This window comes from Arthrobacter sp. TJ-58 (assembly GCF_058269295.1).
This window is the reverse complement of record NZ_JBZCNM010000002.1, coordinates 243,738-260,829: the sequence shown is the minus strand read 5'-3', so window position 1 is coordinate 260,829 and position 17,092 is coordinate 243,738. Positions and strand designations below refer to the sequence as shown.

Below are 17,092 nucleotides of genomic sequence, written 5' to 3'. Positions count from 1 at the left end.
CACCTGGTGCGGACGCCGGGCGGCCCATCGGCCACCGGAGCCAGTTTTTGCGTAGACTCGGGGTATGCCCAGAAGCAGCGCAGTACGAGCCGCCGAGCCCCTGACCGCTGCGGTCAAGCCCGGCGAGGCTGCGTTCTTCGACGTGGACAACACCCTCATGCGCGGAGCAAGCCTGTTCCACGTGGGGAGGAAAATGTACCAGCGCAGGGTCTTCACCCTCCGCGAAGCATTCGGCTTCGCCCGCAAGCAGGCGCGCTTCATGCTGCAGGGTGAGAATCTGAAGGACGTGCATTCGGTGCGCGACGCCGCGCTGACGCTGGCGACCGGCCTGGCGCAGGCGGACATTCGCATCATGGGCGAAGAAGTCTATGACGAAATGATCGAATCCAAGATCTGGCCGGGCACCCGCGCGCTCACCGAGCAGCATCTGAAGTCCGGCCGTCCGGTCTGGCTGGTCACCGGTACCCCCGTCGAAGTGGCCTCAGTCATTGCAGAGCGGCTGCACCTGACCGGTGCACTGGGAACAGTCAGCGAGATTTACGACGGGCGTTACACCGGGCGGCTGGTAGGCGATTTCCTGCACGGACCGGCGAAGGCCGAAGGCGTCCGGATCCTGGCCGAGAAGGAAGGCCTTGAGCTGGAGCGCTGCTGGGCCTACAGCGATTCCTACAACGATGTCCCCCTGCTGAGCATGGTTGGTCATCCGGTGGCCATCAATCCCGATGCGCGGCTGCGCCGTCATGCCCGGGACCGCAACTGGCCCATCTACGACTTCAGGTCCGGCCGGCGCGCCGCAACCATGGGTCTCAAGGGTGCCACGGTGGCCGGCAGCGCCTACGGTTTGTGGCGCGGGTTCTCCTGGGTCCGTTCCCGCTAGCAGTCCGGGCGGACACACCGCGTCGTTAAATAACAAACCCGCCGGCCCGGTGGGCGGCGGGTTTGTCCAGGAAAGATCCTGCTTACTTCTTGTTGCGACGCTGGTGGCGGGTCTTGCGAAGCAGCTTACGATGCTTCTTCTTTGCCATACGCTTGCGGCGCTTCTTAATTACTGAACCCACAGAGTCCTCACAAACTTGAAATAGTCAGACGCCGGCTCCAACGCTTCGGTACCGTTGGCACCCGCGCGTCGACACCGGCAGTTGGTTGCCACGATGTAAAACGTTCTTTAACAGGGTACCGCCTCGCCGCGGTATCCAGTGACAGCGCTACGCAGTGTCCGTTCGCCGGTCAATCACGGCGTTTTTCAGCACCTGCTGCACTGCGGATTCCGGTACTCGGTAGGACCGCCCGAAGCGCACGGCAGGCAGATCCCCCGAGTGCACCAGACGGTACACAGTCATCTTGGAGACCCGCATGACCTCCGCGACCTCTGAAACGGTTAGAAACCGTACGTCCGAGAAATTCCCCTCGTCTGCCATATGACTTACGTTCCTTTGCTGATGTGCAACAACCGGATGCACTGCAGCGTCATCGGGGAGACGCGTGTGCCTGGCACTGGGATTGTCGTCCGGTCTTCCACTCTAGTGTCTTGGGTCACGGTAGCGGAAGTTCAGATGCCGTCTTCAGGTCCCGTCCGATTGCTTCCGGCCGGCTAGATGATGCCCTGGGCGAGCATGGCGTCGGCCACCCGCACAAAGCCGTTGATGTTTGCACCCACCACGTAATTCCCGGGGGCGCCGTATTCCTCGGCGGTTCCGGCGCAGTTGTCGTGGATGTTGACCATGATTTCCGTCAGGCGCCTTTCGGTGTGCTCAAAGGACCAGGAATCGCGGCTGGCGTTCTGCTGCATTTCCAGGGCCGAAGTGGCCACCCCTCCCGCGTTGGCGGCCTTGCCCGGGCCAAAGAGAACTCCGGCCTCCTGGAAGATTTCAATCGCCCCGGGAGTGCAGGGCATATTCGCTCCTTCGGCCACAGCCACCACACCGGAGGCAACCAGCGCGCGGGCATCGGCGTCGTTAAGTTCATTCTGCGTGGCACACGGCAGCGCCACCGTGGCACCGGCGTTCCAAATGGAGCCCCCGGAAACATAGGCGGCGGAGCTGCCGCGGCGCTTGGCGTAGTCCGTCATGCGTCCGCGCTCCACCTCTTTGATCTGGCGCAGCAGGGCCACGTCGATACCCTTTTCATCCACGACGTAGCCCTGGGAATCGGAGCAGGCAATGACATTGGCTCCCAGGAACTGGGCTTTCGCGATGGCGTTGATGGCCACGTTGCCGGAGCCGGAGACAATGACGCGCTGCCCGTCCAGGCTCATGTTCCGGGTCTTGAGCATTTCCTCCACGAAAAGCACCACACCGTAGCCGGTGGCCTCGGGGCGGACCAGCGATCCGCCCCAGCTGATGCCCTTGCCGGTCAGCACACCGGACTCGTAACGGTTGGTGATGCGCTTGTACTGGCCAAAAAGGTAACCGATCTCGCGGCCGCCAACACCGATGTCGCCGGCGGGCACGTCGGTGTATTCACCGATGTGCCGGTAGAGCTCCGTCATGAAGGACTGGCAGAAGCGCATGACCTCAGCATCCGATTTGCCGCGGGGATCAAAGTCGGAACCGCCCTTGCCTCCGCCGATGGGCATCCCGGTCAGGGCGTTCTTGAAGATCTGTTCGAAGCCGAGGAATTTGACGATGCCCAGATACACGGAGGGATGGAACCGCAGGCCGCCCTTGAAGGGACCGAGAGCCGAGTTGAACTCCACCCGGAAGCCGCGGTTGATCTGCACCTGTCCCTTGTCATCAACCCAGGGCACCCGGAAGATAATCTGGCGTTCCGGCTCGCAGATGCGCTCCAGAATGGCGGCGTCGCGGAACTCGGGGTGCTTGCGGAGCACCGGCTCCAAGCTGTCAAAGACCTCCAGCACCGCCTGATGGAATTCAGTTTCGCCGGGATTCCGGCGAAACACTTCATCGCGCACGCTAACGAGTGATGGCTCCATTTTCAGTTGCTCCTTCGAAGTTTTCCCACCTTCAAAGCTAGCGTTCGCGTGCCCGGCTTGCGATGTGTGACGGGGAAAACCGGTCTAGGAGCGGCGACGCCGAAACTTCGGGAACTGCCCCAGCAGATCTGCTGCCCGTTCCGCGGCCCGCCCAACGGTGCGTCCCAAATTGGGTGCCGATGCCGGATCCGCGCCGGCCGGCACGATCTCGGCGCTGCCCGGTTCCAGTCCGGCAGCCACAACCTCCGCTGCGGAGCGCGGAGTCGACGACGTCGTGGGCCGTGCCGTGAACAGCGGCCGGTTGGTGCGCATTCCCACGGATCCCGCACCGCTTCCCGGCGCGCCTGCTCCGGCGCTTCCGGCGGCAACGGATGCCAGGCGCTGTCCGGAAGCCGCGCCAGTTTGCAGCGACGGGAGATCAAAAGCCTTCAGCCACAGCACGATCTCCTCCAGCGGAGCCGGCTGCAGCGAATAGTAGCGTTTCTGCCCTTCGGCCCGCATTGTTACCAGCCCGGCTTCACGGAGCACCTTCAGGTGCTTCGACACCGTGGGCTGGCTGACTTCCAGCTCCTCCACGAGGGCGCCTACGGATTTATCCCCGCTGCGCAGCGCGCCAAGCAGTTCCCGGCGGGTGCCTTCCGCAATGACGGCAAAAACATCATCGATGACCATGGGCACCACTTTATCCGTTCCGCGGACAAAGCCTGGCTTCACCGCTGCCCGTCCCTCAGGGCGAGCCGCTGCGTTCCGCTGCCACCAGTCAGTCAAACCAGGGATCAAGTCCGTACAGCGGGAAAATCTCTTTCCGGGTGGCCATCACGGTGCGGTCAATTTCGTCATTGGGGTCATATCCCACTTCCCAGGACCGCCACCACAACTCGACGCCGTCCCCCATCAGCGGCGGGGTGTCCTCCCCGTAGCGTTCCTTCACATATGCCCGCCACGGTGCCGGCACCTCGGTGTTGCAGCGGATTTTTCCGTTGGCCGCCACAGACATCAGCAGGGACCAGGAGCGCGGCACCACGGACGCCACGTTGTAGCCGCCGCCGCCGGTGGCTATCCACCGGCCGCCGCAGAGGGTGGCGGCGAGATCGGCAATGGACAGTGCAGCCTGCCTTTGGGTTTCCACGCTGAGCCGCAGATTGGTGAGCGGATCATGGAGGTGGCTGTCACAGCCGTGCTGGCTCACAATCACCTCGGGGGCAAAGGCTTCGGCAAGCTGCGGAACCACCGCGTGGAAGGCACGCAGCCATCCGGCGTCGGAAGTCCGGGCCGGCAGGGCCACGTTGACCGCCGTCCCTTCGGCCCCGGGGCCGCCGGTTTCATTGGCGAATCCGGTGCCCGGGAAGAGGGTGAGCCCGGTCTCGTGCAGCGAAATGGTCATGACCCGCGGATCATTCCAGAAGATGCTCTGGGTGCCGTCACCGTGGTGGGCGTCGACGTCGATGTAGAGGACCTTGCTGACGCCGTTGTCCAGCAGCCGCGCGATGGCGGCAGCGGCGTCGTTATAGATGCAGAAGCCTGAGGCGCGGTCCGCGGCCGCGTGGTGCATGCCGCCGCCAAAGTTCACCGCATGCACGACCTCCCCGGACAGGACGGCGTCCGCGGCGGCCAGGGAGCCGCCCACCAGCCGTGCGCTGGCGTCGTGCATGCCGGCGAACGCGGGATTGTCCTCGGTTCCGAGCCCGAATTTCTCATTGGGCGACGCCGGGTCAGCGCTGACGGCGCGAACTCCGGCAATGTATTCGCTGCCGTGCACCGTGCCCAGTTCCTTGTCGCTGGCGACAAAAGGCTCACCCACGGAAACGCCGGGCAGCTCAAAGATTCCCAGCTCACGCGCCAGCCTGGCGGTGAGGTCCAGGCGCAGCGGACTCATTGGATGGCCGGGACCAAAGTTGTAATCCAGCATGGACTCATGCCAGATGATGCGGGTTGGCATGATCGGTTGGCTCAATCCGCGGGTGATCATGCTGAACAGGCTACGCGATCTGCGCGATACTTGGAGGTTGAAGCTGCGGCCGCAGTGGCGGACCGGCTTCGGTGGGTCTGCGCAGTGGTGTACTACTGTTGAGCACCGCGCCGCAGAACAGCGTCTCTCTTGAACAGCGCCCCTTTGAGCCAAGGAAACAAGCACGATATGGCAACCATCCGGCAGCCCCGGCTGAAGCTGCAGCAGTTTCGACCCGCAAACGTTTTCTCCGCCGTGCGTGATTTTGTGGATTCCCTGGCCGCCGGCTCCCCTGCCCGGCTTGCCCTGATGGTGTTCGCCCTGGTGATCCTGCTGTTCACGGCACTGCTGTCATTGCCCGCGTCCTCCAGTACCGGCGTCGTGACGCCCCTGCACGATGCCCTTTTCACCGCCGTGTCAGCCGTCTGCGTTACCGGACTCACCGTGGTTTCCACCGCTACGCACTGGTCCGGTTTTGGCCAGGTCCTGATCCTGATTGCCATCCAGGTGGGCGGGTTGGGCATCCTGACCATGGCATCGCTGCTGGCCCTGGCCGTGAACCGCCGGCTCGGTGTGCGCGGAAAACTGATTGCCCAGGAAGGCATGAACACCGGCCGGCTCGGCGAAGTCGGTTCGCTGCTGCGCATCGTCGTCAGCACCACCGTTGCCATTGAGCTGATCCTGGCCGCGGTCATGGCGCCGCGGTTCATGATCCTGGGTGAACCCGCCGGCCAGGCGATCTGGCATGCAGTGTTCTACTCGGTGTCCGCGTTCAACAATGCCGGCTTCACCCCGCACTCGGACGGGCTGGTCCCCTATGACGAGGACCTGTGGATCCTCGTCCCCCTGATGGTGGGGGTCTTCATTGGAAGTCTTGGCTTTCCTGTCATCATGGTCCTGCTGCAAAGCAAGCTGAACGTGCGCGCGTGGAACCTGCACACCAAGCTCACCCTGCTGGTCACGGGCATCCTGCTCGTGGGCGGCAGCATCCTCTGGGGTGCCTTCGAGTGGTTCAACGAGCGGACCATCGGCGAGATGAACGTGGCGGACCGGATCCTGCACTCGGTGTTTGCCTCCGTCATGACCCGCTCCGGGGGCTTCAGCCTGGTCAACATGTCCGACCAGGATTCCAGCACCCTGCTGATCACCGACATGCTCATGTTTGCCGGCGGCGGCTCGGCCTCCACCGCCGGCGGCATCAAGGTGACCACGCTTGCCGTCATCTTCCTGGCCATCGTCGCGGAAGCCCGCGGTGACTCCGATGTCCGGGCCTTCGGCCGCACCATCGCCTACAGCGCCATGCGCGTCGCCATTTCCGTGGTCATCCTCGGTGCCACGCTGGTGGCTGTCTCCACCGTGGCGCTGCTGGCCATCACCAAGGAGACACTGCAACCCGTGCTGTTCGAGGTGATTTCCGCGTTTGCCACCTGTGGGCTGAGTATTGGACTTAGCGAAGCGCTGCCACCGGAAGGCAAGTACCTGCTGTCCGCGCTGATGTTTGCCGGCCGCGTGGGTACCATCACCCTGGCCGCGGCACTGGCGATCCGGCAGCGCAGCACGCTTTACCACTACCCCGAAGAAAGGCCGATCATTGGCTGACAGACCAGCTCACAATGCTCCCGTCCTGGTGATTGGGCTGGGACGCTTTGGCTCCGCCACCGCCGAACAGCTGGTCAAGCAGGGCCGGGAGGTCCTGGCCATTGAGCGTGATCCGGCTCTGGTCCAGAAGGCGTCGGGCATCCTCACCCACGTGGTGCAGGCCGATGCGACCAACATCGACGCGCTCAAGCAGCTCGGTGCGCAGGACTTTTCCTCCGCCGTCGTTGGCGTGGGAACGTCCATTGAATCCAGTGTGCTGATCACCGTAAACCTGGTGGATCTGGGCATCGAGCACCTGTGGGTCAAGGCCATCACGTCCGCCCACGGAAAGATCCTGGCCCGCATCGGCGCCAACCACGTGATTTATCCGGAGGCCGACGCCGGCCGCCGGGCTGCACACCTGGTGGGCGGCCGGATGCTGGACTTCATCGAGTTTGACGACGATTTTGCGATCGTGAAGATGTATCCGCCCCGGGAGACCCAGGGCTTCACGCTCGGCGAGTCCAACGTCCGCTCCAAGTACGGCGTGACGGTGGTGGGCGTGAAATCACCCGGCGAGGACTTCACCTATGCCCGGGCCGACACCAGGGTGTCCTCCCGCGACATGCTCATTGTGTCCGGCCACGTGGACCTGCTGGAGCGGTTCGCCGCCCGCCCGTAGCGCTGAGTACGCAGGTCCGGCGGGGTTCCGACGACGGGAAGCACCCGGCTGCTGCCCGCCGGATCCTTCGGGCAGATAACGGGCTCTGCGGAAATTCCTCGTACAGATACGGGGCTCAAAACATCGGGATTAGCGGATTTGGCCCCGTTATCTGCACAAAGGATTCCAGCACAGGCCGAATAAGCCCGTTATCTGCACGAAGGATTCCAGCACAGGACGAATAAGCCCGTTATCTGCACGAAGGATTCCAGCACAGGACGAATAGCCCCGTTATCTGCACGAAGGATTCCAGGGATCGGACGCGGAAGCAGGCTGTCCCCCGCAAAACCCCGGCGCCTGCCCGGAAAACCCGGACCAGTCCGCTGCGGACTCCGCGACGGGCACCGCCGGAAGCCCTATTTCTTGGCGGAAAGTTCCGCAGTGATTTCAGCTGCGCGCTCGGCTGCGGCACGCGCCCCGCGCGCAATGACGCCGGGCAGGTCCTGGGCGTCGAAGCTCTTGATGGCCGCTTCGGTGGTGCCGTTGGGGCTGGTCACTCCGCGGCGCAGCGCGGTGGCATCCGCGCCGGGCTCGGCGAGCATGTAGCCGGCTCCGGCGACGGTGTCACGCGCCAGGACGGCTGAGAGCTCGGGGTCCAGACCCAGTTCCACGCCGGCGCGGGCCATCGCCTCGGCCAGATAGAAGGCGTAAGCGGGACCCGATCCGCTCACCGCGGAGACGGCGTCCACCTGGTCCTCGGGAACCTGAACCACGCGCCCGGTGGCCGAGAGCAGCTCGGCGGCCAGTGACATCGTGGCCTCGGTGGCGCTGTTTCCGGCGGAGATGGAAACCACTCCGCGGCCCACTTTGGAAGGCGTGTTGGGCATGGACCGGATAACCGGCTGTCCCGCGGGAAGACCGGCCTCGAGCATCTCCAGCGACACCGCAGCAGCCACGCTGATCACCACGGCGCCGTGCGGCAGGGCCGGCGAAATCTCGTCCAGCAGGTCGGCTACTCCCACGGGCTTGACGCCGATGATGACGACGTCGGCGTCCGCGACGGCGCTGCGGTTGGCCGCGGCGTCGTCGCTGCCCGCCAGCACGGTGATGCCGTGGCGCTCACGCAGCTCGGCGGCGCGCTCGGGCCGCCGCACCGTGGCGGTGACCTGCGAGGCGGGAAAACCGCCCGCGAGGATGCCGCTGAGGATGGCTTCGTTCATTGAGCCGCAGCCCAAAAAGGTCAGGTGGATTTCTTCGGTCTCCATGTCCCCGATTCTGTCACGGCAGGCGTGCAGCCCTGCTATTCGGAGATCTGGCCCAGGTTCATGCGGGCAAAGTCCAGTGTCTGCTTCAGCTGGTCCTCCCGCTCTCCGGCCCCCTTGACCTTGCGGGTGCTCACTTCAATGGCCACAACGCCGTTGAACCCGGTTTCGCTCAGGTACTGCAGTGCTTCGGCACATCGCTGGGTGCCTTCGCCGGGGAGCATGTGCTCGTCCTTGCCGTTGGGTGTTCCGTCGGTGAGGTGCACGTGGTGCAGCCGCGGGCCGAGCTTGAGCAGCTCCTCATAGGAGTCCATTCCGGCGATGGCAGCATGGGAGAAGTCCCAGGTGACGTGTTCGTAGGGTTCCGGAATCGGATTCCAGTGCGGCAGGTAGGCCTTGGCTTCACGGCCGCGGACCCGCCAGGGGTACATGTTCTCCACCGCAATGGTGACGCCGTACTGTTCGGCAATATGCCGCACGCCCTCGGCAAAGTTCTCCGCATAGCCTGACTGCCAGCGGAACGGCGGATGGGCCACCACGGTGCGGGCGCCGACTTCCGCGGCCATGGCTGCGGAGAGTTCGATCTTGGTCCAGGCCTTGCCCCATACCTGCTGGGTCAGCAGCAGCGTGGGCGCATGGATGGCCAGGATGGGCTGCTGATACTGCTCGCTCAGGGCGTTCAGGGTCTGCGGGTTCTGACTGTCGCTGTTCCCGGTGACCATGACCTCCACACCGTCATAACCCAGGTCATGGGCCATGGCGAAGGTGTCATGAACGCTCAGGGGATAAACGGAAGCACTGGAGAGGGCTACCGGGATGGCCGGGGAGGTGCTCTCCTGCTCCGGTGACAGTTGGGATGAAGTGGACATCGTTCAGCTGGACTTTCCGTAGAGGAGGCTGTGCCGGTCATCAAAGCCGGACCGGCCGCCGGCGGCGCCGACGGTTTCCAGGCCGTCGAATGGGGCGATGTCAGCTGCACTTTCAAGCCGGGAAACCCCGGGAATGCTGGTTGCCGCCGGGCTGTCCGGAAGAGGTCCGTCGGTCTCGAACCGGAGGGTGTCGAAGCGCTGCAGGATCAGGCCCTCGCGCAGCGCCCACGGGCAGATTTCCAGCTCGAAGAGGTCAAAGGCCTTCATGGCGGCATGGGCCGTCATCGCCCCGGCCAGCACCTGCGCTGCGCGGATCTGTGAAACCCCGCCCAGGTTGCTGCGGTCATCGATGGTCATGGTTTCCAGCCGCTTCATCCACAGGCGAAGGTCCTCGCGCTGCAAACGACGGCGGACGTAGGGGCCCGCCGCGGACGGCGCGGCTCCGGCGATGCGTGCCAGCGACCGGAAGGTCTTGGAAGTGCCGACGGCGAGGTCCGGGCGGCCCAGCGGCTCAAACTCCGCGGCGGCTTCCTGGACGGAGGAACGGATGTACTTGCGGAGTTTCTTGATGCTCTTGGCCGTGGGCGGATCCTCTGCCAGCCAGTCCCGGGTCAGCCGGCCGGCCCCCAGCGGCAGGGACAGGGCTGTTTCAGGCAGTTCATCGGCACCCTGGGCCATCTCGAAGGACCCGCCGCCAATATCCAGGTCCAGGAGTGTTCCGGCGCCCCACCCGTACCAGCGGCGCACGGCCAGGAATGTCAGGGACGCTTCCTCGGGGCCGCTGAGTTCGCGGAGATGAACGCCGGTTTCGGCCACCACCCGGGCAAGCACGGCCTCGCCGTTGGGTGCTTCACGGATTGCCGAGGTGCAGAAGGACAACAGGTCCTGGGCACGGTGCCGGCGGGCGAATTCCTCGGCTTCGGCCACAAAGTTGATCAGCTCGCGCTGGCCCGCTTCGGTGATCGCGCCGTCGTCGTCCAAATGCGCGATCAGTGACAGCGGGCGCTTGTGGGAGGCAAACGGTACCGGCCGGGCACCCGGATGGGCATCCACCAGCAGGAGGTGGACGGTGTTGGAACCAATGTCGAGTACGCCTAATCGCATGGTTCCATTATCCCGCCCCGGGACGCAGCCGACGTACACGGCAACTGCGTCCCGGCAAGGGGATTTTCACAGCACGAGTCCGTGTGGCCCTACTTCTTGGCCGTTGCGCGCTTGCGGGCAGCGGGCTTGCGGGCTGCCGGTTTCTTGGCCGGACCCTTTTCGCGCTTCTCGGCCAGCAGTTCGATGGCCTGCTCGCGGGTCAGCTCCTCGATGGCCGTGGACCGCGGCACCGTGATATTGGTAATGCCGTCGGTGATGTACGGACCAAAGCGGCCGTCCTTGACCACAATGGGCTTCTCCGAGACCGGGTCCGTGCCAAACTCGGCCAGCGGAGCCGCAGCCTGCCGGCCGCCGCGCTGCTTGGGCTGGGAATAGATCTCCAGCGCCTGTTCCAGCGTGATGGTGAAGATCTCTTCCTCGGAGCCGATGGACCGCGAGTCCGTGCCCTTCTTCAGGTACGGACCAAAGCGGCCGTTCTGCACGGTGATCTCGTTGCCTTCGGCGTCGGTGCCCAGCACGCGCGGGAGCTTCATCAGCTTCAGCGCTTCCTCAAGCGTGACGGTGTCCACGCTCATGGATTTGAACAGCGATCCGGTGCGCGGCTTCTGCTTCACGGGCTTCTTCGGCGGCTTGGGCTTGCCGTTCTTGTAATACTCCACCGGCTGGTTGGCCAGTTCCTCGGCCGTGACCTCGGGGATCAGCTCAATGACGTACGGACCGTAACGGCCGTTGCGCGCCACGATGGTGCGCCCGGTTTCCGGATCCTCGCCCAGGACGCGTTCTTCCGGTCCGGCGGTTTCCATCAGTTCGATCGCCTTTTCGGCGGTCAGCTCATCCGGCGCCAGGTCCTCGGGGACGTTGGCGCGCTCCGGTTCGGTGCCTTCCGGCGCGTCCGCGGGCAGCGGGCGTTCCAGGTAGGGTCCGAACTTGCCCACGCGCAGCACGATGCCCGGTGCAATTTCGATCGAGTTGATGGCCTTGGCATCGATCTCGCCGAGGTCGTTCACGATCGTGTGCAGGCCGGTGTCCACGCGGTCACCGTAGTAGAACTGGTTCAGCCACTCGACGCGGCCGGCTTCGCCGCGGGCAATGCGGTCCAGGTCCTCTTCCAGCTCGGCGGTGAAGTCGTAGTCCACGTAGTCCGTGAAGTGCTCTTCGAGCAGGCGGACCACGGAGAACGCAATCCAGCTGGGCACCAGCGCCTGGCCGCGGTTGGTGACGTAGCCGCGGTCCATGATGGTGGAGATGGTCGCGGCATAGGTGGACGGGCGGCCGATGCCGAGTTCTTCGAGCACCTTCACCAGCGAGGCTTCGGTGTAGCGCGGCGGCGGTGAGGTTTCGTGTCCCACGGCGTTCAGTTCGGCTGCCGTGAGGACGTCGTCGGCCTTCAGGACCGGCAGGCGTGCGCCCTCGGTGCCCTCGGCGTCGTCGTCGCGTGCCGCGTCGCGGCCCTCTTCGTAAGCGGCCATGAAACCGCGGAAGGTGATGACCGTACCGGAGGCGGAGAACTCGGCGTCCCGGCCGTCGGAGGCCACGGCGCCGAGGCGCACGGACGCGGTGGAACCCTTGGCGTCGGCCATCTGCGAGGCGACGGTGCGCTTCCAGATCAGTTCGTACAGCTTGAATTCGTCGCCGCGCAGCGAGGACGCCACCTGTGCCGGGGTGCGGAAGGAGTCACCGGCGGGGCGGATGGCCTCGTGGGCTTCCTGGGCGTTCTTGGACTTGCCCTTATATACGCGGCGGGCTTCGGGCACGTACTCGGGGCCGTACAGTTCCGAGGCCTGGCGGCGGGCGGCGTTGATTGCCTGGTCCGACAGGGCCGGCGAATCGGTACGCATATAGGTGATGTAGCCGTTTTCATACAGCCGCTGGGCCACCTGCATGGTCACCTTGGAGGAGTAGCGCAGCTTGCGGCCGGCTTCCTGCTGCAGGGTGGAGGTGGTGAACGGGGCGGCCGGACGGCGGGTGTACGGCTTGGTGTCGACGGAGCGGACAGTGAACGACGACGATTCCAGGTTCGCGGCCAGCGAGGTGGCTGCCGCTTCATCCAGGTGGGCCACGGACTTGGCCTTGAGCTGGCCCAGGTCGCTGAAGTCCTTGCCGGTGGCCACGCGGGCGCCGTCCACGGAAACCAGCTTGGCCTTGAAGGATTCAGCAGCACCGGTGGCGAAGGTTCCCAGCAGGTCCCAGTAGGACGCGGGACGGAAGGCCATGCGCTCACGTTCGCGCTCCACCACCAGACGGGTGGCAACGGACTGCACGCGGCCGGCGGACAGGCCGCGTGCCACCTTGCGCCAGAGGACGGGGGAGATTTCGTAGCCGTAGAGGCGGTCCAGGATGCGGCGGGTTTCCTGGGCATCCACCATGGCCACGTCCACGTCGCGCATTTCCAGCAGGGCACGCTGGATGGCTTCCTTGGTAATTTCGGGGAACGTCAGGCGGTGCACCGGAACCTTGGGCTTGAGCACCTGGAGCAGGTGCCAGGCAATGGCTTCACCTTCACGGTCACCGTCAGTTGCGAGGTAAAGTTCGTCGGCGTCCTTCAGGGCTGCCTTGAGCTCGGCAACCTTCTTCTTCTTGTCCGTGGACACCACGTAGTACGGCTCAAAGTCGTTGTCCAGATCCACCGCGAACTTGCCCACGGCTGTCTTCTTCAACTCGGCCGGCAGGTCAGAGGGCTGCGGCAGGTCCCGGATATGGCCCATCGAAGCCGTCACCTCAAAGCCCTCCCCCAAATAGCCGGCAATGGTCTTGCCTTTGGCGGGAGACTCGACAATGACTAACTTCTTCTTGCCGGTCTTCTTGTCCGTGGCCTTAACTGGCACTGTTCTCCTACGTAACGAAGGTGGTTCTCAAAGTATGGGGTTGTGGTGTCCGGGCTCTGCTGCCTGGCCCGGTTCATCCTCAGACAGTATGCGGGATGCCCCAGCACTAGGGTAACCGCATTGAATGGGAGTTGCTGACGAGCCGCCCAAATTCCCGGAGGCCCGCCGGGAGGCACTAGTCAGCTGCCGGCAGCAGGAATCCGTCCAGCACCAGGTTGCGGACCTCGGCTTCCAGACCGGCGGCGAAGTCCGGATCGGAGCGGCCCAAAAGTGCCGCCAAGGCTCCGATAATCTGTCCCGCGGACAGTTCGCCGTCGCTGGCGGAGACAAACCCGGTCAGCTCGGTGCTCATCAGGTTGGTGCGCCGCAGCCCGGCACCCTGGCGCAGCAGGATGACACCGGGATGCTCCGCTCCGGGACGGGCGTGGCGTTCCTCCGTGACGTCGTCGGCCACTTCCAGATGCTCCTCGGCCAGCGAGGGATGCGCGGCCAGCCAGTCAAAGCGCTCGACGGCGGCCCCCAGGTGCGGTCCCACAGGCTGTTCCAGCGGGTGGGTGATTTCTTCAAAACGGCGCAGCGGAGCAGCTTCGGGGGCGGGGCGCCGGCGCAGGAACAGGGAGCCGAAGCCGATGGCCGAGACGTTCCGTGAGGCGAAATCCTCCAGATAGGCGGCGTAGGACGCAAGGTATTCGTCACGGTCCCGGTTTTCGGCGGCGTCCCGCAGCCACATCTCCGCGTACTCTGCCGGTTCCAGGACCTCGCGCTGAATGACCCAGGCGTCCGTCTCCGGCGGCAGCCAGGACTCGATCCGGCGGGACCAGCGGAAGGAGTCCGCAGTGTCGGTTTCCTGCGGCGCAGTGTCGGCAAGATCACGTGCCGGAATCTCCCAGTTGCCGAGCATCTGCGCCGTTCCGCCCGGAACCAGCACGTCCTGAAGCGTCCCGACGAGCGTGGACACAATCGCATCGCCGGCCAGGCCGCCGTCGCGGTACGTGAAGCGGTCCTGCGGGCTGTCGGATGAGCTGCGCGGAGTAATAACAAAGGGAGGGTTGGACACCACCAGGTCGAACTGCTCACCGGCCACCGGTTCCAGCAGGCTGCCCAGGCGGAGCGACACGCGGTCCTGAAGATTCCGCGGATCCAGGTCCAGCGACTCGGCATTGAGCACGAGGTTGAAGCGGGTGAAGGCGAGCGCCCGTTCGGAGATGTCCGTTGCGGTCACGTGCCGGGCATGGCGCAGGAGGTGGAAGGCCTGGATGCCGCAGCCGGTCCCCAGGTCCAGCGCCCGTTCCACCGGGCGGCGGACGGTCAGCTGCGCCAGGCTCAGGGAAGCCTGGCCGATCCCCAGTACATGGTCATGGCGAAGCACCCCCGGACGCTGATGTGCGCCGAGGTCACTGGCCACCCAGAGGTTGGTGCCGGCAGCTCCTGCGGTTTCGGAGCCGGTGGGGCCGGAATCTGCGGTATCGGAGCCGGTGGCGGCGTCGTCGTCATCCGCAGCGGCGGCGTCGTCAATTTCATACGGGCGAAGGTCAACCGCAGCGCGGACGTCTCCTCCGGGCACCGTCTCCACCAGTCCCAGTTCCTGCAGCCCTCCGGTCCCGGTCCGCGGCAGCGCTGCGTCCAGCTCAGCGGCCGCAACGGTTTCCCCGGCAAGCCAGAGCCGGATCAGTACGGAAACCGGGTCCGGATGTTCCGCTGCAGCCTCTGCCCGGCAGCGCAGAATGGCCGGCACCAGCTGATCCCGGCCCAGGGCGGCGGCAGCGGACTCCCCCAGGAAGTCCGCCACGCCGTCCACCGTGTAGCGGGCCGCCGCCAGATCCGAGGCAAGGCTCCGGATCAGCGGCAGGTTGGAACTCTGGGGTGCATCCGGTACTCCGGCGAAATCAGTCACTCCCCCAGTTTATGGCCGCGCCGTCCCTGCCGCCGGTTCGGGCTCGCGTGCCGGCTCACGGGCGGGCCCCCCGATTGCAGCGGGCCGGGCTGCCGCATGCCGCGCGGCCAGGTAACCGAAGACCGCCGCCGGGGCGATGGTGGCACCGGCGCCGGGATAGGTCCGTCCCATGACCGAGGCCGTAGTGTTCCCGGCCGCGTAGAGGCCTTCCATCACGGATCCGTCTTCGCGGAGCACCCGGGCATCCGGATCCGTCACCAGTCCGCCCTTGGTACCCAGATCCCCCGGATAGAGGCGGACGGCGGTGAACGGCCCCTTCTCCAGGGCGCCCAGGTTGGGGTTGGGCTTTACCCCGGGGTCACCGTAGTAGTTGTCATACGCGGTATTGCCCCGCCCGAAGTCCTCATCCACGCCGGTGCGGGCAAATCTGTTGAACCGCTGCACGGTGGCCATCAGGCTTGCCGCCGGAACACCCATTTTGTCCGCCAGCTCTTCCACCGTGTCCGCCTGCACCAGCAGCCCTTCGGCAGCCCACTTCTTCTTTCCGACCATGATGGCGGAGAACAGGTAGCGCCGCCGGTGCCGGGCCTCCATCACCAGCCAGGACGGGTTGGCCGTCACCGTCTTGTTGCGTTCGAGCATGTGGTGCCCAAAATCGACATAGGACTCGGACTCATTGAGGTACCGTTCGCCGGAGGCATCCACCACCAGGGAGTGCGGCATGGAGCGCTCGGCCAGCGAGAACGCGACGCCCCCGCCCGGAGCCACCGTGGACGGACCCCACCAAGCATCATCCATGAGCGCCAGGGCTCCGCCGCGCCGGGCCACCAGGTCAATGACATCACCCCGGTCGCCCTCCGGCGCAGAGGAGTACTCCTGCTCCAGCCCGTGGTACTTTTTCCGCCATTCGGCGTTGCGCGCGAATCCGCCGGCGCCCAGCACCACGCCCTTCCTGGCCCGGATGCGCACGCTGCGCCCGCGGCGGGTGACGACGGCGCCCACCACGGCGCCGTCGTCGTCCTGGATCAGGTCCGTCAGCGGGGAGGACAGCCACACCGGGGTCTGCTGCTGGCGCACAATGTGCATCAAGGAACAGGACAGGGCGCCGCCCAGCCCGTACAACCGCTTGCCGCGGGCCAGCCCGCCCAGGGTGCGGAACACAAAGCGCGCACCGCGGATAAAACCGCTGGGAGTGGACCACGCACGGGAGAGCTCCCATACGTCGTCGGTCATCAGCGGCACCGGGATCCCCGATTTGGCGGCGCGGGACTGCTTGAACCAGGCGCCGAGCACTTTGGTGTCAAACGGCTTCACCTCCAATGACCGGCCGATCATGCCGCCGGGCTTGTCCGGGTAATAGTCCGGATAATCCTTGGACCGCATCCACTGCACGCCCAGCGAGGAAAGCATGGTCACGACGTCGGGGACGGCATTGAGGAACGCCAGCTTGCGCTCGCGGGAGGAGACCGGGCCGACGTCGGCGATCACCGTCTCCATATAGGTCAGCGCTTTTTCGGTGCTGTCGGGAACACCTGCAGCGGCCATCAGCGGGTTGTTCGGCATCCACAGTCCGCCGCCGGAAATGGAAGTGGTGCCGCCCCACACCTCGGTGCTCTCCACCACCAGCACATCCAGCTCTTCCTCGGCCGCGGCAACGGCGGCCGTGAGCGCGGCGGCTCCGGTGCCCACCACCAGGACGTCGACAATCCGGTCCCAGTCCCGGCGTCTGCCGGAACCGGTGTTGTGGATCGGCGTTGGATTCTCTCCGCTGCCGGAAAGATCAGTGTTTCCGGAGTACTCCTGCGTCATGGTCTGCTCCCCTGTATGGGTCCGTTGTGCCGGACGGCGTTGTCCGGGATGGCGCGAATGCTACAGGGCGGCAGGCGGGACGGCACGGGAGTTTCCAGGCAAGTGGAAAAGTTGGAGAAATGTTGCCTGCGTCACATTTGTGAATTAGAGTCCAGTTTCAGTTCATGATCGATAAACCAGCGCTGCGCCCTCCGGGAAATTCCGGCCTCC

General features: G+C 65.3%; 14 protein-coding genes. 3 read left to right on the top strand and 11 right to left on the bottom strand.

The features are described from left to right. Positions 1-64 precede the first annotated feature (64 nt). Positions 65-877, top strand: a complete 813-nt coding sequence (locus AC4D2W_RS07370) for an HAD family hydrolase (RefSeq protein WP_490926272.1) — start codon at positions 65-67, stop codon at positions 875-877. 82 nt (positions 878-959) lie between these two features. On the opposite strand, the gene AC4D2W_RS07365 is transcribed toward AC4D2W_RS07370, so the two are convergent. The 5 genes from AC4D2W_RS07365 to AC4D2W_RS07345 all read right to left on the bottom strand — a co-directional run bounded on the left by AC4D2W_RS07365 (position 960) and on the right by AC4D2W_RS07345 (position 4,901). Beyond that, complete coding sequence (locus AC4D2W_RS07365) at positions 960-1,058, bottom strand: 30S ribosomal protein bS22 (RefSeq protein ID WP_003792170.1); 99 nt, start codon at positions 1,056-1,058, stop codon at positions 960-962. Between the two features lie 147 nt (positions 1,059-1,205). Continuing rightward, on the bottom strand, positions 1,206-1,418 hold the full coding sequence (locus AC4D2W_RS07360) for a helix-turn-helix domain-containing protein (RefSeq protein WP_490926271.1): 213 nt from the start codon (positions 1,416-1,418) through the stop codon (positions 1,206-1,208). 173 nt (positions 1,419-1,591) lie between these two features. Continuing rightward, positions 1,592-2,932 (bottom strand): NADP-specific glutamate dehydrogenase, encoded by a 1,341-nt coding sequence (gdhA, locus tag AC4D2W_RS07355; RefSeq protein WP_490926270.1) that lies wholly within the window; start codon positions 2,930-2,932, stop codon positions 1,592-1,594. A gap of 84 nt (positions 2,933-3,016) precedes the next feature. Beyond that, complete coding sequence (locus AC4D2W_RS07350) at positions 3,017-3,604, bottom strand: ArsR/SmtB family transcription factor (protein WP_490926269.1); 588 nt, start codon at positions 3,602-3,604, stop codon at positions 3,017-3,019. Positions 3,605-3,692: 88 nt separating this feature from the next. Continuing rightward, on the bottom strand, positions 3,693-4,901 hold the full coding sequence (locus tag AC4D2W_RS07345) for an acetoin utilization protein AcuC (RefSeq protein WP_490926268.1): 1,209 nt from the start codon (positions 4,899-4,901) through the stop codon (positions 3,693-3,695). 168 nt (positions 4,902-5,069) lie between these two features. Between AC4D2W_RS07345 and AC4D2W_RS07340 the strand changes: the two genes are divergently transcribed. Both AC4D2W_RS07340 and AC4D2W_RS07335 read left to right on the top strand, forming a co-directional pair. Next, positions 5,070-6,479, top strand: coding sequence for a TrkH family potassium uptake protein (locus AC4D2W_RS07340; RefSeq protein ID WP_490926267.1), 1,410 nt, complete (start codon positions 5,070-5,072; stop codon positions 6,477-6,479). Next, positions 6,472-7,140 carry a potassium channel family protein gene (locus tag AC4D2W_RS07335; protein ID WP_490926266.1) on the top strand — a complete coding sequence of 223 codons (669 nt, stop codon included), beginning with the start codon at positions 6,472-6,474 and terminating at the stop codon, positions 7,138-7,140. Before AC4D2W_RS07340 ends, AC4D2W_RS07335 begins: the two co-directional genes overlap by 8 nt. Before the next feature lie 395 nt (positions 7,141-7,535). Here AC4D2W_RS07335 and proC read toward each other — a convergent pair whose 3' ends face one another. The 6 genes from proC to AC4D2W_RS07305 form a co-directional block, all read right to left on the bottom strand. Continuing rightward, on the bottom strand, positions 7,536-8,384 hold the full coding sequence (gene proC / locus AC4D2W_RS07330) for a pyrroline-5-carboxylate reductase (RefSeq protein WP_490926264.1): 849 nt from the start codon (positions 8,382-8,384) through the stop codon (positions 7,536-7,538). 35 nt (positions 8,385-8,419) lie between these two features. Beyond that, positions 8,420-9,250: a sugar phosphate isomerase/epimerase family protein gene (locus tag AC4D2W_RS07325; protein ID WP_490926263.1), complete on the bottom strand. Its 831-nt coding sequence runs from the start codon at positions 9,248-9,250 to the stop codon at positions 8,420-8,422. Between the two features lie 3 nt (positions 9,251-9,253). Beyond that, positions 9,254-10,354, bottom strand: a complete 1,101-nt coding sequence (locus AC4D2W_RS07320; protein WP_490926262.1) for a Ppx/GppA family phosphatase — start codon at positions 10,352-10,354, stop codon at positions 9,254-9,256. Positions 10,355-10,443: 89 nt separating this feature from the next. Further along, entirely contained in the window at positions 10,444-13,179 is a 2,736-nt protein-coding gene (topA, locus tag AC4D2W_RS07315) for a type I DNA topoisomerase (RefSeq protein ID WP_490926261.1), read from the bottom strand. Between the two features lie 175 nt (positions 13,180-13,354). Beyond that, complete coding sequence (locus tag AC4D2W_RS07310) at positions 13,355-15,073, bottom strand: DUF7059 domain-containing protein (protein WP_490926260.1); 1,719 nt, start codon at positions 15,071-15,073, stop codon at positions 13,355-13,357. A 9-nt stretch (positions 15,074-15,082) separates the two neighbouring features. Further along, complete coding sequence (locus tag AC4D2W_RS07305; protein ID WP_490926259.1) at positions 15,083-16,882, bottom strand: FAD-binding protein; 1,800 nt, start codon at positions 16,880-16,882, stop codon at positions 15,083-15,085. Positions 16,883-17,092: the final 210 nt, after the last annotated feature.